This window comes from Paenibacillus sp. FSL R7-0302, from assembly GCF_038006885.1.
Classification (GTDB): Bacteria; Bacillota; Bacilli; order Paenibacillales; family Paenibacillaceae; genus Paenibacillus_AQ.
Map to the genome: position 1 here is coordinate 2,666,826 of NZ_JBBOWB010000001.1, position 21,506 is coordinate 2,688,331.

General features: G+C 48.7%; 16 protein-coding genes and 1 pseudogene. 3 read left to right on the forward strand and 14 right to left on the reverse strand.

Annotation, left to right across the window (positions count from 1 at the left end):
* Window positions 1–19 precede the first annotated feature (19 nt).
* The 9 genes and pseudogenes from MKY96_RS11715 to MKY96_RS11755 all read right to left on the reverse strand — a co-directional run bounded on the left by MKY96_RS11715 (window position 20) and on the right by MKY96_RS11755 (window position 9,592).
* A complete protein-coding gene (locus MKY96_RS11715; RefSeq protein WP_340940530.1) occupies window positions 20–1,648 on the reverse strand; it encodes a response regulator in 1,629 nt (542 codons plus the stop codon).
* The gene (locus MKY96_RS11720; RefSeq protein WP_340940531.1) at window positions 1,629–3,482 is read right to left on the reverse strand and encodes a sensor histidine kinase; all 1,854 of its coding nucleotides are present in this window, start codon (window positions 3,480–3,482) and stop codon (window positions 1,629–1,631) included. Before MKY96_RS11720 ends, MKY96_RS11715 begins: the two co-directional genes overlap by 20 nt.
* A 60-nt stretch (window positions 3,483–3,542) precedes the next feature.
* Entirely contained in the window at window positions 3,543–5,036 is a 1,494-nt protein-coding gene (locus MKY96_RS11725; protein ID WP_340940533.1) for an extracellular solute-binding protein, read from the reverse strand.
* A 38-nt stretch (window positions 5,037–5,074) separates the two neighbouring features.
* A complete protein-coding gene (locus MKY96_RS11730; protein WP_340940535.1) occupies window positions 5,075–5,956 on the reverse strand; it encodes a carbohydrate ABC transporter permease in 882 nt (293 codons plus the stop codon).
* 13 nt (window positions 5,957–5,969) lie between these two features.
* Complete coding sequence (locus MKY96_RS11735) at window positions 5,970–6,935, reverse strand: ABC transporter permease (protein WP_445671436.1); 966 nt, start codon at window positions 6,933–6,935, stop codon at window positions 5,970–5,972.
* A 244-nt stretch (window positions 6,936–7,179) separates the two neighbouring features.
* On the reverse strand, window positions 7,180–7,566 hold the full coding sequence (locus tag MKY96_RS11740) for a MerR family transcriptional regulator (RefSeq protein ID WP_340940538.1): 387 nt from the start codon (window positions 7,564–7,566) through the stop codon (window positions 7,180–7,182).
* A 16-nt stretch (window positions 7,567–7,582) separates the two neighbouring features.
* A complete protein-coding gene (locus MKY96_RS11745) occupies window positions 7,583–8,533 on the reverse strand; it encodes an aldo/keto reductase (protein WP_340940539.1) in 951 nt (316 codons plus the stop codon).
* A gap of 179 nt (window positions 8,534–8,712) precedes the next feature.
* Window positions 8,713–9,131, reverse strand: a pseudogene (arsC, locus tag MKY96_RS11750) (arsenate reductase (thioredoxin)).
* Window positions 9,132–9,358: 227 nt separating this feature from the next.
* Window positions 9,359–9,592 (reverse strand): DinB family protein, encoded by a 234-nt coding sequence (locus MKY96_RS11755; protein ID WP_340940542.1) that lies wholly within the window; start codon window positions 9,590–9,592, stop codon window positions 9,359–9,361.
* Between the two features lie 269 nt (window positions 9,593–9,861).
* On the opposite strand from MKY96_RS11755, the gene MKY96_RS11760 reads away from it, so the two are divergent.
* Both MKY96_RS11760 and MKY96_RS11765 read left to right on the forward strand, forming a co-directional pair.
* Complete coding sequence (locus MKY96_RS11760) at window positions 9,862–10,230, forward strand: MerR family transcriptional regulator (protein ID WP_340940545.1); 369 nt, start codon at window positions 9,862–9,864, stop codon at window positions 10,228–10,230.
* 81 nt (window positions 10,231–10,311) lie between these two features.
* Window positions 10,312–11,163 (forward strand): oxidoreductase, encoded by an 852-nt coding sequence (locus tag MKY96_RS11765; protein ID WP_340940547.1) that lies wholly within the window; start codon window positions 10,312–10,314, stop codon window positions 11,161–11,163.
* 216 nt (window positions 11,164–11,379) lie between these two features.
* Here MKY96_RS11765 and MKY96_RS11770 read toward each other — a convergent pair whose 3' ends face one another.
* From MKY96_RS11770 to MKY96_RS11790, 5 genes are all read right to left on the reverse strand, one after another.
* Entirely contained in the window at window positions 11,380–13,971 is a 2,592-nt protein-coding gene (locus tag MKY96_RS11770) for a family 78 glycoside hydrolase catalytic domain (protein ID WP_340940548.1), read from the reverse strand.
* Window positions 13,972–14,004: 33 nt separating this feature from the next.
* Window positions 14,005–16,374: a glycoside hydrolase family 3 C-terminal domain-containing protein gene (locus tag MKY96_RS11775; RefSeq protein ID WP_340940550.1), complete on the reverse strand. Its 2,370-nt coding sequence runs from the start codon at window positions 16,372–16,374 to the stop codon at window positions 14,005–14,007.
* Between the two features lie 45 nt (window positions 16,375–16,419).
* Window positions 16,420–17,895: an MFS transporter gene (locus MKY96_RS11780; RefSeq protein WP_340940552.1), complete on the reverse strand. Its 1,476-nt coding sequence runs from the start codon at window positions 17,893–17,895 to the stop codon at window positions 16,420–16,422.
* 171 nt (window positions 17,896–18,066) lie between these two features.
* The gene (locus MKY96_RS11785) at window positions 18,067–19,161 is read right to left on the reverse strand and encodes a helix-turn-helix domain-containing protein (protein ID WP_340940553.1); all 1,095 of its coding nucleotides are present in this window, start codon (window positions 19,159–19,161) and stop codon (window positions 18,067–18,069) included.
* A 90-nt stretch (window positions 19,162–19,251) separates the two neighbouring features.
* Window positions 19,252–20,769 carry an NAD-dependent epimerase/dehydratase family protein gene (locus tag MKY96_RS11790; RefSeq protein WP_340940554.1) on the reverse strand — a complete coding sequence of 506 codons (1,518 nt, stop codon included), beginning with the start codon at window positions 20,767–20,769 and terminating at the stop codon, window positions 19,252–19,254.
* Between the two features lie 172 nt (window positions 20,770–20,941).
* On the opposite strand from MKY96_RS11790, the gene MKY96_RS11795 reads away from it, so the two are divergent.
* Window positions 20,942–21,502, forward strand: coding sequence for a TetR/AcrR family transcriptional regulator (locus MKY96_RS11795; RefSeq protein ID WP_340940555.1), 561 nt, complete (start codon window positions 20,942–20,944; stop codon window positions 21,500–21,502).
* Window positions 21,503–21,506: the final 4 nt, after the last annotated feature.

The window sequence follows — 21,506 nt, forward strand, 5'->3', positions numbered from 1 at the left end:
CTTCCATTACAGCTTCAACTTACATCAATCGCGGTGAGACCGAACGCTCTTGTTTTTTTAATTCACTCGGGGCTACGCCCCAGTATTTACGAAACACTCTGGCAAAATAGCTGACATCACGATATCCTGCCGCTTCTGCTGCATCATACACCTTAACGCCGCTGTGTAAGAGCTCTTTGGCATGCTCCATACTCCGCTTTAGCAGATATTCTGAAATGGATTTCCCTTCCTCCCGCTTAAACAGCCGGCTAAGGTAAGAGGGATTGACATATAATCTTTCGGCCAGCGTGTGCAAGGTCAGTTCTTCTTTCCCCAGCATTTCCTCCACGGCCTCGATCATTTGTTTAACGAGCCGATGGCTTGAATGCTTTCGCTCGCGTTCCCGGTATTGGGTAATGCGGCTGGCCACTCTTTTGGACCATTCTACGATTTGCTCTTTGGAGAGCAGGGATTCAAAAGACAGAAACATCGAATAATCCTCTTGCAGCACCTCCTGCATCGACCAGCCCCGCGATTGAATCATACGTGTAAATAAGCTGCTCAAATACAGCAAATGCTCGTATACCTTTTGCGTTGAGACAGCCTGGGAGTATACGTCCTTGAAATAGCAGTCTATCAGTTCAGCAACCGCTGCCGCGTGATCCGTATGAACCGCAATCTCCAGCTGCTTTTCGAACTCAGCGTCATAATGAAACGGCTGCTCCTTGTTGGTTACGTCCAGGTAAGGAACGAACACCTCATGTCCGTAAATGGCCCGTTCCTGCAGCGCACGGCGTGCCTGCCGGTAGGACAGCGAAACATGATCCCATGAGCCTGGGGTCCCGAGTCCGGCGCTGGCTGTAAGCTTCAGACACTCTTTAACAATGTTGAAGAGTCGGGGAACGTGGACATTGATCCGCTGGATGATATCGGGAACCGATTCTTCCGGTTGTCCCAAAAAGAGCAGCACGGTTGCTCCGTCCGCATCATTAAAGACCCGGCAGTCTTCATGCTGTAAACATTCAGCCGCTATGCATTCCAGCGAAAACTGCAGCAACGCTTGATCCGAAGAGGTAAATCGTTCTCCTTGCTCGTGAATCGGATCGATTTCACATACGGCTACAGCAAACCAAGTATAGAGGGCAAGCTCCAGATTCAGCTCCTCCATATGCTTCTTGAGCTCCCAGTCCGCATACCGGCCCTGTATCCAGTTTCTATAAAAATCATCCTGGAGTTGAGGCAGGCGGTCATGCCATTTCCGCTCCAGTTCAATCATACTGTGCTTTTCCAGCAGTTCCTCTCGAATCTCTTCCGCAGCCGCAAGAATAGCCTTCAAAATTTCATCGTCTCCGGCCGGCTTCAGCAAGTACTTCATGACGCCAAGCCCCACAGCAGCCTGCGCATACGGGAAATCGTCATGGCCGCTTAAAATCACGAATTTCATGTGCGTTTCCTGCTGCAGCACCGTTCTCACCAAGGTCAACCCGTCCATCTCCGGCATCTCGATATCGAGCAGCACGATATCCGGCTTCCTGCGCTCGATCATGGACAGCGCTTCTAAGCCGTTCTCGGCAAGCGCTACTACTTCGATGCCATGCTCATTCCACGGTATATTGTTGGCCAGACTATTCAAAATCCGAATTTCATCTTCAACAATCATGAGATTCATGCTCCGCTTCCCCTCTCTCCTCCCGGCAGCGGTCTGCTGGTAAATCGATGACCGCCACCGTTCCGTTCCCTTCCCCGCTGACGATCTTCAATTCCGCCGTCTCCCCATAGTAAATGGCGATTCGAGCCTGGACATTGAGCAGCGCAAAAAACTCGGAGTTCTTCTCGGGGGGTGTCGTGTAATCCCCGAATCTGATTCTTACCAAGGCCTGTTGAATCTGCATAAGCCTCTGCCCTGGAATCCCTCTTCCATTATCGGTTACCTGGATGATCAGCCGGTCATTAGACACATCGGTGCGAATGCTTAATACTCCGCCTTTTTTTCGTTTCTCCAATCCATGCAATATGGCATTCTCAACCAGCGGCTGAAGCAGCAGCTTCAGAATATGCAAATGATGGCTATCCTCAGAAGCGCAGTACTCCACCGTAAACCGGTCGGCAAAACGGATTTGCTGAATTCGAATATAGTAATGAAGGTGCTTGAACGTTTCCTCCACCGTAAACGACTCTTGCCCTTTGCTCAAACTCAGTCTGAAGAAGTTCGACAAGTTGAGCACCATTGTACTGATCTCTTCCGCTTCATAATTTTTGGCCGTCCAATAAATCGAATCCAGCGTGTTGTACAAGAAGTGGGGATTAATCTGAGCCTGCAGAAATTTGAGCTCCGTCTTGGTCATTCTGAGCTGTTGCTCATAGATATCCTTGATCAGATGACGCTGCTGACTCGCCGTTTCGTTGAAAGCATCCGTTAAATACCCCAACTCGTCCTGCCGCCCGTTCTCCAGCCTGATATTCAGATTGCCTTTACGCAGCTGCCGCATGCCGGACACCAGTCTTGATATCGGAGAAGCAATTCCGCTGTAGATAAACCAGGCAATCCAGACGGCAAGCACGACGCTGAGTGCAATAATGCAGTACGCAAAAATTTGCAGCGGCCTCGACTTATTGTAAATCTCACGCTCGGGCTGGATCAGCAGCAGCGACCATCCGCTTCGGGGAGAAGTCACCCGCAGAATCAAATTTTTCTCATCCGTTTCCGGGGTGTCCCGGACAAAAACACTGCCTGGCTGGACGTCTCTCCATTCGAAAGACAACGTTTCTGTAGAAGCATTCGATACGATCAACCGCTCCCGGGCATCAAACAGATAGACCTTGGAGCTGCTGTTCGCCAGCAAATGGGACAACGAGCGGAGCAATTGATTCTTCGAAATCGACAGCATGAGGACATTTTCGCCTTTTTCGGAGCGATAGAAATCCATAAGTCTCATCATAATAAGCTGATTCCGGTTATAGATAGGATCCGGGTGCCCAGACAAATTTTCTTCATGGCGTTCTGACAAGTAGTATATGCTTGCACCATTTGCCTTCAGAGCCTCATCGTACCATGGTTCAGGACCTTGGGATTCACGGTGCAGCAGCCCGAGCTTGGTTGCGATCAGCGAGTTGGAAGGACGATGATAAATCATGGCGTCGCTTAAATATTCATTGACCATGGTTATATTCGTAATCTCTTCCATGACACGCGTGAAGTCCATAATCGCCCCGGAGGTCAGGGTCTTCTCCTGATGAGACAGCAGGGTGGATAAATTAGTATCGGTTGCGATCAAGGTGGACAGATTATGGATGCTCTTTAAGGTCAGGTCAACAAACTCCACAGCGGAGTTCATGGCACTGAGCGTGCGCTCGCCAAGCTCCTGCTCCAAAATCCGCTGAGACTTTACATTGGCAAACATGCTGAACGCCACCAGCGGCAGCAGGATGAGAAGAAAATAACAGGTTAGCCTAAACTGAATCGACTGCTTCAAAACGCTGCGGAATTGCGTCAGCCACTTCATACGATTCCTCCAGGATTCATGCTGCCTTCATTATAGCTTAGACCCCGTTATCCGTCCTGTTCATTGCCCGTTGACCTCCTTCGTCATTTCCTCGCCGCCGTTTTTCTTCCAGTCTTCAACAAATTGATCAAAACTGTCTACCGGCTGCTGGCCTATGATGATTTTCGTGAAGGCTTCGACCTCCATTTTGGACAGCTTAGGCCCGTATTTACCCATTCCAGGCGTAGGTACGCCCAGATATTGATTACGGATGGCAACCTTGTTAATCTTGTCGACAATCTCATTCAGCTTAAACTCCATACCGAGCGAGTCCAGACGTTCTCTGGATACTTCAGAATTAAACGGTACAATCGCTTCGCCGAGCGTGAGCCGGTAAATATGCTTGTTGTGCTCATCAAAGTTCGTAACCACCTTTCCGTCCTCCATATTCCATACCTCGCCCTCAAATCCGAGCATGAGTGTGCGGTATCCGTCTCCGATCATGAAATCAAGCATCTTAATCACAGCCTCCGGATGTTTGCTCGTAACCGGAATCACATTAAATCCGGAAACATAGCTATTGCCCCAGGTTCCCTGCTTCCCGTCAGGTCCGGTTGGATATTCGAGGGTAATCCACTCGGCATTGGGATCATTTTTCTGGTTGGTCAGGATCGGGCCGCGGGTATCATACCAGTTCCCGGAGAACAGGCCCACTTTGCCGCTGGCGACTTTCTCGTCAACATTGGCCATCTTATTTAAAGCCCACTCGGGATCAATCAGCTTTTCCTTATAGAGATCGGCAAGATAGCTTAGTGCTTCCTTCATTTCCGGCAGTGTGCTGGAATTCACCAATTGCCCGTCCCGTTCAGTCCATTGGCCCCGCTGGATTCCCCATGCCCCGATAAACGGAGCTACTCTGCCGAGGTTTTCCTGCAGGATCAGGCCAAACGTATCGTCTTTGCCGTTTCCGTCCGGATCATCCTGTGCAAAAGCGCGAATCACCTGTTTGTATTCTTCCAGCGTTGCCGGCGGTTTGAGCCCCAGACGGTCCAGCCAATCCTTGCGTGCAAACATGATTTCATTGCCCGGGATCGGGTTCAGGCCGGGAATCGCATAGATCTTTCCGTCCACGGTGACAACCTTCCAGGCTTCCTCCGGGATACTTTTCTTCAAATTCGGTCCGTATTCGTCGATTAAATCATTCAGAGGGGTAAGGGCCTTCTGCCGGACATAGCTTTCGAACCAATTGGCATCATAGGACAGGAGCATATCCGGCAGATCATCGGAGGCCATAATCACGTTCAGGGCATCCCCGTAACCGTCCGCAGGAGGCGTGATCAGCTTGATGTCCAGGCCCGTGTTCTCGCGGATGTAATCAATATAAGGATTATTGTTCTCGTCCATGCCCGGCGGGAACTTCCGTCCGGCATTGCTTAATACGATATCAATGGCCTGGCGTTCTTCCTTCCCTTCGGCCCCTCCCTCCTTCGTGCCGGATGAACACGCAGACACCAGCAGCATGGAGGTCACCGCCAGGATGGATACGGATCTTTTTATAAAGATTGAGACTTTCATATAACAATCCCCTCTCTTATCTCATGTTACATGCCGTTCTAGCCTTTTACGGATCCAAGCATAATCCCTTTGACAAAATGCTTCTGCAGAAACGGATACACGATCAGGATCGGAACCGTGCTGGCAATCAGCGCCGCAGCCTTTAAGGACTCCAAGGCCAGCAGGGTGCTGTCAATATTGGCGGAATACCCGTTGTTATTGCTGATGTTCGATTGATTGAACATGATCAGCTCACGCAGATACACCTGCAGCGGGAAAAGATTCCGGTCCGTCACATACAGGACGGTGTCAAAGAAGGCGTTCCAATGTCCGACCGCATGGAACAAGGTAATCGTTGCAATGACCGGCATGGATAACGGAACAACAATCCGGATGAGCGTTCCGATATTGGAGGAGCCGTCAATCTTGGCTGATTCCTCCAATTCAGGCGGCACGCCTTGAAAGAAATTTTTCATAATAATAACATTGAACGCGCTAACCGCTCCAGGAATGATATAGACCCAGAAGGAATTCAGCAGCCCGGTCGCTTTCACGACCAGAAAGGTTGGAATCATGCCCCCGTTAAACAGCATCGTGAACACAATCAGGAACATGATAGCTGATCGTCCTTTAATATAAGCCTTGGACAGCGGATAGGCCAACATAGAAGTGATCACCACATTCAACAGCGTTCCGATAACCGTGCGCAGCAAACTGACCTTGAAGGCATTCATAAAGGCCTGTTCGCGCAGTACCTTCACATACGCTTCGAAACTGAAATCCACCGGCCATAACGTCACCCTGCCGGAGGTTATCGCCTGATGACTGCTGAAAGACTGGGCCACGATATGCAGGAATGGGAGAAGCGCAAGCAGTGCAATGAAACCCAGGGCCAGGTAATTAAGCCTCGATGCCAGATGTTCCCCCCTAGTAAGTCTCATAGATTCACCCCCTCTACCATAAGCTGTCCTGGCCAAGCTTTCTGGCGGCTTTGTTGGCGAGGACGACCAATATCAGACTGATGACCGATTTGAACAACCCGACAGCGGTAGTAAAGCTGAATTGGCCCTGCGTGATTCCGGTCCGGTATACATAAGTCTCGATAACATCGGCCACATTGTATACCAGCGGATTGTAGAGCACAAAGATCTGTTCGAACCCGACATCCAGAACGCTCCCGAGGCGCAGTACGAACAGGATCACGATGGTCCCGATGAGCGATGGCAGGGTAACATGGATCAGCTGCTTCCATTTGCTTGCGCCGTCTACGACAGCAGCCTCGTAGATCTGCGGATCGATCGATGCCAGCGCAGCCAGATAGATGATGGCCCCCCATCCCGCTTCCTTCCAGATATCGCTGACCACAAGCACCGTTCTGAACCATTCCTGACTGCCCAGGAAGAAGATCGGCTCCAAACCGAGCATCCCGAGAAACTGATTGACGATCCCCGTTGCCGGGGACAGCACGTTGACCAGAATGCCTCCGATGATGACCCAGGACAGAAAATGCGGTAAATAGACAAGCGTCTGGACCCCCCGCTTATACAGCATGTGCCGGACTTCATTCAGCATCAGGGCCAGGATGATCGGACCCGGAAATCCCCAGATCAGCTTGTATAAACTGATCAGCAGCGTATTTTTGAATACCGTGTAAAACTCGCTGTCCGTAAACATATTTTTAAAATGCGCAAGTCCCACCCATTCGCTGCCGCGGATGCCGGCAAAGGCGCTGAAATCCTGAAAGGCAACGATGATGCCTCCCATTGGCACATATTTAAAAATGATAAAATACGCGAGTCCCGGCAGCATAATCAGGTATAAGTCCCAGTACTTTTTCAGGGCCTGAAACCGCTCCGGCTTGACCGTACGAACGGGATGGTTCTCAGGCTGCCGGTCCGCCGCTGCCAAATCTGAATCCATAGGATACCTCCTTTACCCTTAGTCATAATCTCTTATCCGTGTGACATCCTCATTGTACCTGCCGTTTGGCATTTGCTTTAAGGCCATTTGCATGACCTTTTAGGTGAATTTCTTGACCACTTGGCCGAGAACAACCATATTCCACACCCAAGCTCACCATCTACGCTACTTTACATAAAGAAAAAAGCTGGCGAATATGCCAGCTTCTAGTCTACCCAGTATACTTAGTCTATCTCTTGTTCTTTCAGGCCTCTCGCCTGGTATCCTCTTCCCAAGAACGGTAGTAATCAATTTTATCCCGCAGAATATCCAAAGTCTGATGAATCGTTTGAGCCTGCTCGATTAATTTCCGCTCATGCTCTTCAAGAAGTTGTCTGCGCTGGGGTATGCCCTCATTGCCAAGCCGCATCATATCAGCGAACTGTTGCATAAGTGCGATTGGCATTCCTGTAGTTTTAAGTTTTGCGAGTAATACGATCCATTCAAAATCATGCTCCCGATATATCCGATGACCATTCTCGGCACGAGGTATAGGGTCCATCAGACCGATCCTTTCGTAATAGCGAAGGGTATGTACGCTTAACCCTGTCATCTCAGCAGCCTGCTGAATGGTCAGTTCTTTACCGGTCATAATGAGTCCGCTCCTTTCAGCATCCGTTTAATTGATCAAGCTGTTCTGAGCTAATTTGTAGCTGAAGTGCCCCCAAATTTTCTTCCAATTGCGTTAGAGCGCTTGCAGCAACAATAGGAAGAGCTCTCGGATGCTTGTGCAGCATCCAAGCAAGGACAAGCTGATTCGGTGTCGCTCCCAGCTCTCCAGCAACCTTCCTTAGCGTATGCAATCGGGTCATCTGATCCTCTCTCCGGTATGTATCGGGCAGGACAGCTTCCTTTTTGTTGTATAGGCCTCCAAGGAGGGGGGAATAAGCCAAGAGCGTAAAATCATCGTGTTGACTGCAGTAAGCAAGTAAGTCCTCATCCGCACTGACCTGCACTCCGAAATCCGCATCTGCTCTAGGCTGCAAATACGTATATCGCTGCTGGAGGCAGCAATAGGACTCCCATCCTTTTGACATACTAATCGCCTTGGCCTCAAGGAGCCTGGAAAACCGGTAATTACTGCAGCCTATAGCTCTTACTTTACCAGCTTTGACCAAGGAATCAAAAGTCTCCAAGGTTTCCTCAAGCTCAGTTTCGTTATCGTCAACATGAGCATAATATAAATCTACATAATCTGTACCAAGCCTCAGCAAACTTTCGTCAATCCCCTTCTCAATCGCTTGGCGGCCTAAGCCTTCCATTTTTTCGCTTTTCGGCACTACCGGTTTTGCTCCCACTTTGGTGGCTACAATGATCTGATGTCTGTTTTTTCTTTCTTTCATCCATTCGCCAAGCAAAGACTCGCTTTCTCCGCCAACACAGCCTTCGTTCCATATCGCATAATTATTGGCTGTATCCAGAAAGTTCCCCCCTGCTTCAAAAAAATGATCAAGCAGCTGGAAAGAGGTTTTTTTGTCGGTTCGCGATCCAAAATTCAGACACCCTAAAGAAAAAGAACTTACCAGCATTCCTGTATTCCCCAACGGAAAATGCTTCACACGATATCCTCCCTTCATCATACGTAGCCAGTATACGAGTTTAAGCGCACTCTAAGTCAATACTACTAATCCATTTTCCAACCCTCTCCCCCTTAAAAGAAAAAAACCGCGCTGGGCGCGGGATCTTACAGGACTGTGTTATTGTCCAGCGACAATAATTATGTTTCTGGATATAAAGACTATTCACCTGTTTCAGCAAATCGTTTGATGCGCTCACCCACTTGATCACGAACCCGCTGAAACACCGCCCATTTTTCCTCATCTGTTCCTTGGGCCTTCGCCGGATCCAAATCCCCAGTGCACACGTTTCACCTGAGGCGGCGTAATAGGGCATTTGTCAGCTGCGTCTCCACACAATTTAATAACTAGATCGGAGCTATTGAGCAACTGCGGATCAATAATATCTGATGTTTGATCTGAGATATCTATACCCGCTTCATTCATCGCCTGAACAGCTTTCGGATTCAAACCGTGAGCCTCAATACCGGCACTGTATACGTTCCATTCATTGTTCAAAATTTTTTTTGGCCCAGCCTTCCGCCATCTGGCTCCGGCAGGAGTTTCCTGTACATAAGAAGTAAATGGTTTTCTTATTCATGTGCTGCAATCTCCTTTGAGTTTAAAATGAATTAACAACTATTCAAAAAATATTTGTACTTTGCAATTAATTGAGCTATAACTACAGCAGGTTGGTGTATTTGAGAGGCAAGGAATAATGGACGGAGCGTTCATTGATGTGATGATTATGGAGAAGCTGCTATAATCTCCAAAATACGAAAAGGCCCAAGTGACTTTATCCGCTGCCAAATTGGGCTAATATGATCACTAAAGTTTAGCGAGGTTCATTTTCGGCGGGATGTACCCGAGTTGCCTGCCTATTTTAACAATTTGTCCTCTGTGATGAAATTCGTGGGTGATGGTGTGCGTAAATAACCATAATTCGGTTAACTCTACACTGTCACTCTGCCAGGATGCTGAAGGGGGAGGATCTCCTTTGGTTTTAAAGTCATTTAGAAATTCATAAACCAGTTCATCCGTGTTCTTAAACAATTCACGCATTTTCTGTAAAGTGTCTACGGACTTCGGATTTACTTTGGGAAGTGGTGACTGCAAATAGAAGCTCCGCCAAAGCTTTCTACTTCTTTCACATAATCTGTGGGGGACATCGTTTCGCAATAACGAAGGACTTTAGGTGTCTATAATAACTATTATATTTCATAATTTCAAGGCTCATACTTAAAGTAAAGATATAACAAGTTCGCTTGTGCTTCATGAAAAAGGTATAATTCACTTCAAGCTAGCTTTAACTATGAAAGGAGTACTTTAGCATGTACAGTATCAGTGAAATTGAGAAGATCACAGGTTTACGTCCCTCCACTCTACGCTATTATGAACAAGAAGGCATCTTGCCACAGGTTGAACGGAATGCTTCAGGCAGAAGAGAATATTCGGACGAGGTCTTAGAGTGGCTTGAACTGGTTATCGCTCTGAAAGATACGGGAATGTCCATTGAAGATATTAAGGCTTATACAGAGCTGATCCGGCAAGGTGATCCCTCTCTGGAGGCCAGAAAACAATTTTTGCTTATGCATAAAACTAAAGTGGAACGCAGTATGGCTCAGACTCAATTTCATCTGGAGAAGATTATCCGCAAGATAGCACTCTATGAGGTTTTGATGTATAAGAAGATGAAATAGTCTATGAGGAATCATATTTTAAAAATAGTATTGACTTCAAGTTAACTTTAAGATTTATAGTGAAGTTATACCCTTGAAGGAGTGATTACATTGTCTGAAGCAAAAGTATGGCTCATTACAGGATGTTCAACAGGATTTGGGCGGCACATCGCGCAGCAAGCGATTGGAGCCGGCTATAACGTTGTCGTGACCGCACGGAATGTTGAGCAGGTAACCGATCTTACCGCCGGGCATGAGGATCAGGTGATTGCTCTTCCACTGGACGTCACTAATCCAGAGCAGATCCGTAATGTGGTTGACCGCACGATTGAGCGGTTTAACCGTATTGATGTGCTTGTGAACAATGCAGGCATCGGATATTTCAGCTCCGTTGAAGAAAGCGTAGAGGAAGAAACGCGTAAGATGTTCGAGGTTAACTTCTGGGGACTTATGCATGTAACCAATGCTGTTCTTCCTCATATGAGATCACAAAAAAGTGGTCACATTATAAACTTCTCATCCATTGGCGGTCTGACTTCCTTCCCGACCCTTGGCTATTATCATGCTACAAAATACGCTGTGGAGGGCATATCCGAGAGTCTCGCCCAAGAATTGCACCCTTTTAACATTCATGTGACTTTGATAGAGCCAAGCGGCTTCCGCACCGATTGGGGCGGCCGCTCTTCTGTCAAAACAGAGACAAGCATCCCTGAGCTGAAAGAATCCGCCGTCGGACAAATGCTGAAAGGAATCGGGCTCGCTGCGGGTCAAGAACCTGGAGATCCTGCAAAGGCTGCTGCAGCAGTGATTAAAGTTGTGGAAACAGCAGAGCCGCCTCTTCGTTTGTTGCTTGGACAACAAGCCTATGAAGCAGCAACCTATAAATTTAATAACCTGCTTGCCAGCATAGAACAATGGAAAGAAGTAACGGTAAACACAGATTATAAGCAATAAATGTATAGGTTAGGGTACCTTTAAGAACAAGTGAGCCTACATAAATTATTGGGCTCACTTGTTTTTAACCTGAATTAAAACGGAAAGCTCAAGAAATCAATCATTCGATACTTCCTCTCTCCAGCACCCTTGATAACTTCTTTGGAATGCGGGTCCTACGAGGAGCTATAAATGGTTCCCTCACATCGCCAGCTCGCAAAAGGGGGATATATTCATTTAAAGGTCCCCCAATCTCCACTGAAATTCATGCTCGCCAGGTCCAACATCCGCCTTGTCTCCGCTCGGCAGTATAATCCGGGCTTTTGTCCCTTTGGGCACTTCTGCTTTTAACACGCAAGTCTCATTAACCACTAGCCAATTGCTGGATACACGGCCATAGATGCTGTCATAGGAGCAGTTCAGGTAATTCAGCCCGCCTCCGGGAAAAGGTCTGATGGTGAAGCTCCGGGGACCTGCGACTTGAATGCCTGCTGCATAAGCAAATAGCCACTCGGTAATGCAGCCAAACGCATAGTGATTATAGGAAGCATTCACTTCCCCTTGCTCATTAAGCCCGGTCCACGTTTCCCAAATGGTAGTCGCCCCCTTCTTGATCTGATACATCCAGCCTGGTGCCTTGTCCTGCTTCAGCATGGTATAGGCATCCTCTATATAGCCATTCTCGGTCAACAAGGGCAAGACAAATGGTGTCGACAGAAAGCCGGTGCCAATCGTATGCTGCCGCTTGCGAATGTTGTCCACAAGACGCTTCATCACCCGGTCATAGGTCTCACCCTCCAGAAGCCCCAGTCCCAGGGGACGCACCAATTTAGCTTGCCGGTCTGCCCGAATATCCTTCTCCTTCACAAACAGATAATTATACGCCTGCTTTGCCCCGGTTTCATACTCCCTATAACGCGCAATGGCCGATATATCGTTCATTTCAGCCGCTGCCGCTGCCATCAAGGAGGCATCGTAAGAGAGATAGGCGGTGGATTCCTCCGGACGAGGAAGAATCATACCTATAATGAAATTTTCATATTTTTCCGGCTCCAGCCATTCCCCAAAGTGCTGACCGGTGTCATACGTATATTTCCGGTAAGGATTCTTCTTGAACAGCCGGGTCGGAAACGTCCGGGAAGCACGTTTGATCTCAAACTCCATGAATGCCTTCATGGATGGATAATGCGCCTCCAGCAACGCGTGATCCCCATATTTTTTCCAGAAGTGATGCGGCACGATAATTGAAGCGTCTCCCCAGCCTACAGAGCCGTCTACGGCCTTCAGATAGCCCTCATTGCCTACGGTCGGCACAATATTGGGCACTTTTCCATCCTTACCTTGCCGGTCTGTTAAATCCTTCAGCCATTTGCGAAAGAAAGGGGCGGTATTCATCAGGTAGCTGCCGGTATTGAAGAAAATTTGCGCATCGCCAGTCCACGCTGCCCGCTCGCGGGTAGGACAATCGGTTGGAACATCCAGGAAATTGCCCTTCATGCTCCAGAGCGTATTGGCCACCAGTTGATTCACGAAGGGGTCGCTCGCAGCAAGCCTGCCTGTCTCCTCCATATCGGAATAAACAGCAATCGCTGTCACACTGTCCTCTGTAAGCTTGCCTGGCCAGTTTTCGGGATAGGCATAACGGAAGCCGGAGATTGCAAAGCGCTGCTTGTAGGTCGATTCCTGGCCATTGCAGATGTATTCGAGTTGCTGCTTGATGTATTTTTTGCCGCGTGCATGAGCTTCATCTTCGATCTGAAAGTTCCGCTGTGTAAATTCACCCTTGCTGTCGAGCGTTTCTCCCAGCTTGATGGTAACGGCATGTCCGGCATCTCCCTGAACCTTTATGGAGATATATCCGGCAATATTTTGGCCGAAATCAAGCACTGTTTTGCCTGCAGGGGTCGTGATCAGCTTGGGTGTGAATATTTCCTTCTCCCGGATGGGCACATTGTTGGAAGCGGACTTCGGTGTACTACAGGCGGTTATTTTAGCCTTATGGCTAAATGCAGGTACAAGGCGCGAATCCACCCGCTCTCCGTCCTTCAGATCATTCTCCCGGATCGGCCCCTTATTGGTCCAGTCAAAGGTTCCATCGGTGATGACCGTTTCCAGTGCTCCCCGCTCTGTAATATATTCCAATTGTCCCAGTACCTTCGTTTCATCGCCAAACACGTTGCTGAAGCTCAAGGCACCTACATGTCCGCGGTACCAGCCGTCGCCCAGGATAATCATAAGCTCGTTATTACCCACGCGCAGATGTTCCGATATATCATAGGTCTGGTATTGCAGCCGTATGCGGTAATCTGTCACACCTGGAGCAAATTGTTGGTCACCAATGCGCTCGCCGTTAAGATAGGCATCATAGAGGCCGCAAGCGGTAAGATAGATACGTGCTTTACGCGGCTGTTCCGCCACCATGAACGTCTTCTGGAAATAATCTGCGGGATAGCGCTGCTTTTTAAGCACCTCATAATCGCCGGTAATCCAGCAAGCACTCCAATCCTCCTCCTTCAAGAGTCCCATCTCAAAGGTTGCCGGAAGACTCCACTCCCCCTCGATATTCCTTTCATCCCACAGCTTCACCCGCCAGGACAGGGCATCCCGGCTCTGTAATGCCTTGCCGCCGTATGGAATGTGCGTATAATCTTCACTGGCCACCTTTCCCGAATCCCAGTAGAGCTCTTGGCGGTCATTCTGCACTTCAATTCTGTAGGCGGTTTGATCATTGGAATCCCCCTGCAGAATCCAGAAGAAGCGCGGCCGGGTAATGTCAATGCCAAGCGGATTGTCCAGATATTCCGTTCTTAATTTAGCTGCTGTAATCATGCATTCTCCTCCATTGTCTTATGCTCAACTGCATTATTTAGTAAAGAATCTGCGAAATCCCTTGATCCAATGTCCGTTGGCCAAATCCACCAGCAGCTGAATGCGTCTGAAGGTCAAAAAGCCGGGGCTGAGCAGCGCCATGGTCCGGATCGGATTATCGCTGGCCGATGCCATCAGCATTTTGAAATGCACATTGGCATAGTCCGGTTTCCCGTCTGCCGTAGTTGATTTGGCAATGACCCGTTCAATGGCCTTATAGAATTGCTTGAAAATAAAACTATGGTCCTTCATCTCAAAGACAGAGCATTCCACCGTAAACCTGCCTTTACCCGGCATGATAAACGGCTTGAAATCCCCGTACACAGATTTGAAATCCTTCAGGGAAGGAATCCCTTCCAGCGTATAGTACCATTCATTCACTGCGCTCTTTTCCGGTGTAATCCCTTCAAGATGCACTGACGATTCCAGTCTGATATCAGCGGAGGAACTGCCGAGCAGTATTTTGTACTCCCCTTGTTCAACTAGCCAATCCCGGGAGTCAGGGTCATAAAAGGCAAAGCTGCGCTTATCCAATTGGAGAGCCACGCTCTGCCGTTCGCCGCTGGTGAGAAATAACTTGGCAAATCCTTTTAATTCTTTGAGCGGCCCGTAGGCTCCTTGCGTTTGCCTGGATACATATAGCTGAACAACTTCCGCCCCGTCTGAGGGGCCGTTATTCGTTACTTCAAGCCGAACCACAAATTCATTGTCCTTCAGACGTTCTACCTGGAGCTGGTCATAAGCAAATGTAGTGTAGCTTAGGCCAAAGCCGAAGGGAAAAGCCACATTCTTGCCTGCTTTGTCAAAATAGCGGTAACCGGTAAACATGCTTTCCCGGTACGGAACCTGTTTAGGATCTACACCATAATAGGAAGCATTCACCACATCGCTTAGCCGGAGCGGAAAGGTCTCTGTCAATTTACCCGAAGGGTTGACCGTCCCATACAGCAGGTCTGCCGCCGCCAGCCCCCCGGCCTGTCCGGACAGCTGCATATGGAGACAGGCCCTCACCTTTTCCATCCATGGTGTTTCTACTGCTGAGCCTCCAACCATGATGGCGATCACATTACCGGTTGTCTCCGCCAATCTGCTGAGCAGCCTAATCTGATTATTAGGAATGGACAGCGTGGTGCGGTCGAAGCCTTCGCTTTCGTAAATCTCGGTCAGGCCAATGACCACGATGACTGTTGCATCCTGTTCGACTCCTGCAATGGCCGCCTCCAATAGCTCCTCATTCTCGGCATCCTCAAGCTCATACCCTGCGAAGAAGCTGAAGTCTGCACCATATTGCTCCAGGCCGTCCAGAAAGCTATAGATCTGCGTGGGGTTGACCAGTGAGGAGCCTGTGCCCTGATACCGCGGCTGTTCGGCCAGCTTCCCGATGACAGACAGGCGCTGGTCCTTGCTTAGCGGCAAGAAGCTATTCTCATTCTTCAGCAGGACACCACCGCCTTGTGCGGCTTTGCGGGCAAGCTCATGATGCTGATTGTACATTTGCTGTGCATTTCCCTGCTTCTCTGGGTGGTTAGCAGTTCGCTCTATCAGCTGCAGGATACGCAGCACTGACTGGTCAATATTAGCTTCGCTTAATTGACCGGAGAGCACAGCCTGATGGACAAGCTCATCGAAGGCTCCCTTGCTTCCCGGCATTTCCAAATCCAGTCCTGCTTTGAACCCTTCAATTCTGTTATTCATTGCACCCCAGTCGGTTATTACCGCACCTGTGAAGCCCCATTCCTCCCGCAATATATCTGTCAGCAATTCCCGGTGATCACTGGCGTAGGTGCCATTAAGCTTATTGTAGGAACACATCACCGTAGCAGGCTGTGCTTCTTTAACCGCAATCTCAAAGGCCGGCAAATAATATTCGCGTAGGGCCCGTTCGTCAATCAATGAATCGCTGCTCATTCGTTTGGCTTCCTGGCTATTGCCCGCAAAATGCTTGACAGACACACCAGTGCCGGTACGCTGGACACCCTTGATCCAGCTTGCGGCAAGCTTGCCCGACAGGTAGGGATCTTCACTGAAATACTCGAAATTCCGTCCGCTCAGCGGGCTGCGCTTCATATTCACACCAGGACCCAGAATTACATTTACATCCTCCTGAATAGCCTCCCGGCCTAGCGCTTCACCAATCTCCGTAAGCAAAGCTTCATCCCAAGTCGCACCAAGCAGACTCGCTGTGGGGAAGCAGGTCGTCTGGACACTGGCGTTAAGTCCCAGATGGTCTGCTTCTCCCTCCTGCTTGCGGATGCCATGCGGGCCGTCGCTCAGGAACAGTGCCGGGATCTCATATTGTGGAAAAGCCTTGGTCATCCAGAAGGATGCCCCTGAGCACAAAGCTATTTTTTCTTCCAGACTCATTAATTTGATTATGGTATGTTGATCCATCTAGCTCCTGCTTTCTTTTTAATGTAATGGTTGTGATGAATGGCGTTCACGTATATCCTGCTGCTTATGACTCAGGTTCTTCTCCACACTCAGGAATGCCAGCAGCCCAATCAGAATCAGACTTGTTAACGTCTCCAGACCTACGAAGGAGAAGGTGATTACCTGCTGAACAGCACTGTTTTGAGTGGAGATCAGATCTCCTGCAGCATTGTAATAAGGTGCGGCGTAGCCGGCCTCCGACAGCAGCCCGTTAAATATTCCGGTGCAGAGGCCCACCATTGTAACGGAAATCGTCGTGTAAATCGACATCGCAGTCCCGTCGCAGCGGAAGCCGTTCTTCCACTCCATATGGTCGAGTGTGTCAGCGAACAGCGCCATGAAGATATATGCACTGGGCAACAGCCCCATGTTCTTGATGAACTGGCCGGTCAGTACCACGGGCATACTGGCCGGGAATAGCCAACATAGTCCGCTGCCGATAGCGACCAGCATGAAGCCGATTACGGTGATGTTGCGCTTGCCGAATTTTTTGGCAAGCGGCCAGACAATCACAATGCCAATCCCCAGCGGAATGCCGCCGATCAGGGAAATCAGAGTCTGGGTTATACCGTCGTTATAGCTCCCAAGCACATAATTGCAATAATAGATTAGACTCAGGTTTTTTAGACAAACTGCAAAGGTATAAATTAGGAAGTACAGCAGAATAACCAGCATGTAGCGGTCAGTTACAACCGCTTTCAATTGGGTGCGGAACGGGAGCTTAACCTCGCCTTCCTGCTCTTCCCTTTCTGCGCTCTCGGCGGTGACTCTTTCCCTGGTGAAGAAATACTCCAGTAAGGTTAGCGGCAGCACCAGGATCGAAACGATGCACATCACGAGGATCCAGCGGCTCTTGTCTACCCCGATAACAGGCAGGATGAGCATCGGGAAGATCAGGGCCACAATGATTCCGCTCATCATAATCACCGAAATCTGGCTGAACACGGACAGCTTCCCCCGCTGTGCACTATCTCTTGTCGACAGCGGGACCATCAGATTGTGACCCACATTATAGGAGGTAAAGGCAATCGAGTAATACAGGTTATACGACACAATAATCCAGATCACCTGAATCTTCGTATCTGCTTGAGGCACCAGGAACAGCAGTATCCCGGCAATCATCATCAGCGGAGCGGACAACAGGAGCCACGGCCGGGCCTTGCCCTGTTTCGTCCGGGTCCGGTCAATGACATAGCCCATAACAATGTTGGCCACTGCGTCCAGAATCTTGGACAGCATCGGAAACAAGACCAGGAAGGCGCCGCCGGCAACGGAGGTTAATCCTAGAACATCGGTATAATACACATTAAGATAAGAGGCCAGTACCGCATTTAGCAGGAGTGCTCCGGTAGGACCGATTAAATAACCGAACCAACGCTCCTTGGCTGTGGTTTCAGACTTGGTAATCCGTGAGTTCAGCCACCGCAACTGGAAAAACGCTTTCATATGATTCATTATGCTACTCCATTCTTTCTGTGATTTATCCTCAGTTTAGAGTAGCTGTATACAAATGTATTGTAGAAACATGACCTTAATTTCGTTTTGTTGAACATGCTTAAAAAAAGTCCCGCATTCAATTATGAACGCAGGACTTTGGGGGAACTTACTTTATCTAGCTGTTCCAGCTCATTCTTGATGATGCATAGCATTCCGATACTTGAGGGGAGTCAGCCCGGTTTCATTTTTGAACAAATTCTGAAAATAGCTCTGAGAGGAGAAGCAAAGATGGCTGCTGATCTCACTGAGCGGCTTGCCCGAAAAGGCCAGCAGGCGCTTGGATTCCTCGATTTTTTCATGGTTGATATAGTCGTTCAGGCTGACTCCCAGGTCGCGCTTAAAGATCCGGGAGAGATAGGAGACGCTGACACCTAGCTCGCGTGCCAGCTCCCGAACCAGAATGGCTGTGTTCATTCTTTTGCGAATCAGACGGATACAGCTCTCTGTTAATGAGGAGACGTCTGCAGGATACTTATTCTCCTCCACTCGCTTGGCACAATCCAGTACCATCTGCTGCCGGAGCAGGGACAACAGGTCTAACCGCGTCAGGCTTTCTGCCTGCTGAATATACAGATCACTGAGATGGTAGGCCATCTCCACATCCAGTCCGCCCTCGATGGCCGCCCGGGTTACAAGTGTGGCTGTGGAAATGAAAATATTCTTCTCCTGGCGCAGCGCGTCCTTCGACATAGTTCCTGCCCTAGCACGTACAGCATTCTCGAATAGCTCATTCAGCTTATCTGTAGAACCGCCTCGGACATAATACATGATCTGGCGCTCCAGGTTGTAGGTGTCATGGACTGGGGGCTCCCCGTCAGCCTCGTACAGCGCCTCTGACAAATTAGATTGAATTCCCGGTTCGAAGCGCTGGAACTTGTTGCCGGAGAGCAGGAGCGATTCGACAGTGAGGCATTTCTGGTTCAGTGCGAAATGAAAGAAGCAGAGCGCACTCAAAAAATTCTCGAAGGTAATTAACGGGATACATCCGGGGTCAATGACGAACATCCCCCCTCCATCTTCTTCCGATACTACACCATAGAACATAATCTCGTCCGTCACACGGTAATATACTGCTTGCTGATCTGGCAGGAGCTGCTGCTGCATCTGAACGCCAGGATCAATGAACGAAGGAACATCAGGCAACATCCGTATAAGCGAATTATCCAAGTAGTAGCGAATCGGCAGACCTGTAAGATTATAGAAGGAATCCATTAGAAAATTCACATTCTTCGAGAGCATGCCATCACCTCGTCCATTGTCACAGTTCCAGACTTTTAAGACTGTGCATTGTGTTCCTCCCTGCAGTTTTCCTCCTTAAGGTAATTCAGAAACAATTTTTGCATATTCCCGGCCATCATCCTTGCCTTGAATAGGGTTCCACACTTGGGCGAAAAACGGCTCGCGTTTGGCACGTTCTTTGTAATTCCAGGTTTCGCGCTCACATTGCGGGCAGAAATGTCCTCCCTCCAGAACCAGTTTGGGGCTGGCATTAAAGGTATGGCCGAATGCACATTTGAAATCAAGCTTATCCGTCCAATTCCCCGTCTCCATCTCTGTAGACAGGCATTCGCCACCGCGAAAGGCTGCAGCCCCTTTCATATCTTCAATATTTAACTCTGAGGCAGGCTTATTCTCATCGTAACCATGGTCAAGCTTGATCACTTTATTCCAATCGGAGAATTTCTTCATCTCGGACAGCTTCTCCGGAATCGCCTCCCAGTTTGCCTTGCTTCCCCAATAAGCATCGATTTTCTCCAGATCGTTATCCTCTATAAAGCGTAGCGTTCCGCGTTCTTTCACAGCCTGCTTTTTCAGAGTACGTTTAATCATAGACCCCATGAATTTTTGCCCTCCCGGGAGCTTCGTGATGACTTTCGCTACGGGGACGAGTGCGCCAAGATTATCGAGGTAGCTCTGATAGAAGTATTCCATCGTATCCCGGCGGAAATGGAAATAATCCTCCAGCTTGTCGGAATCCAGATAGTATTGTCCATGGAAATTCCGGGTGGCATACCATTTCGGATCGATGACATGATCCAGATTGGTAATGCCAAGCTTGCCGTACAGCACCTGGTACATCTCAAGCGTGCTCACCCGGCAGCTTTCGCCTCCGCCAATGTTGTAAATATGCTGCCAGAATGCCTGATCAAGCTCTCCGTCAATATCCTGGATGCACAGGTTGCGCATTAATCGTCCTGAATCCCGGTCCGACACATACTCCAGCACATTCTCCAGACAGTTATGGAACATAATCGGGTCCTGAATCTTGCTCATCGCAGGGCCCATTATTCCGGTCTGGCGGAGACTCACCCAATAGCTGAGTCCGGATTCAATCACCATACGCTCGGCAGCGATTTTGGATACAGCATAGTAATCATACACACTTGGTTTGAGAGGATCTCCTACTCGCCCCCAATGGATAGGCGGCATACGGTCACCTGTCTCAGCGATTGTACCGATATTTACAAAGCGCGTTATCCCTGCATGGCCGCATTTCTTAATGGCGTCAACAATGTTTTTGGCTGAACCATAGTTAACCTGCATCGCCCGTTCGGGAAACTCATCAGCTGCAGGGGAAACAAAAGCAGCGATATGAAGAATAATGTCGGCATCCTTCACACATTCTTCCACCAGGCTGCGATCCAACAAATTACCGTAGACTACTTCCACACCGTTCAGCCCTTCATACCGCTGGAGCTTCTCACGGCTGTTCGGACTGTCTAAATCAAAGAGCAGCAGTTCGCATTTCGCCAGATCGTTTATCAGCAGCTTTAATGTCTCTCCACCCATATTGCCTGCTGCACCTGTAATCATGATCCGTTTTTTCTTCATTATTGTTCACCTGCATCATTAGTTTATTGACAAGTCATTCGTCTACCTTCATACTACGGACACAGTGTCTATTTAACAACCATCAGTTGTTTTATGCTTTGATGTAATTTAGACATTTGAGATCACAGTGTCTATTTTTATAGAAATTTTATGGCTTGGAGATGATTTGACCATGAATCAACGTGAACGGTTAACGAAGCTATTGTTGAAGCAGAGCTTAATCCGCTTGCTCAAAGAGAAGAATATAAGCCAAATCAGCGTGAAGGAATTGTGCACCGCAGCAGGCATCAACCGCTCCACGTTCTACTTACATTATGCCAATGCTTACGACCTGCTTGAGAATCTTGAACAGGAGATTATTAATAATACGAGTGCCTATCTGGATAAAATTGAAGCGGGAAACAGCGGTACTACTTATATCCTGGCATTTCTGGAGTACATTAAAAAAGATGAGGAGCTATTCACTGTCATGCTCCTCACCTCCAATGAAAACGTGTTATTTCCCAAACGCCTTCTTAGTGAAATACTCAAGAATATTGATAGCCAGCTTCAACTCAACGTACCTGAACGATTGAAACGGTATACTTATTCTTACCTGGTCAATGGAAGCCTGGCGATCATTCAAGAATGGATACAAGAAGGGTTTATCCTCTCCAGTAATGAACTGGCGGAGCTCATCTTCACATTGGCCGACCATTCCTTAGTGGCGATTACACAGCTAGAAGAGAAGTAAGTAG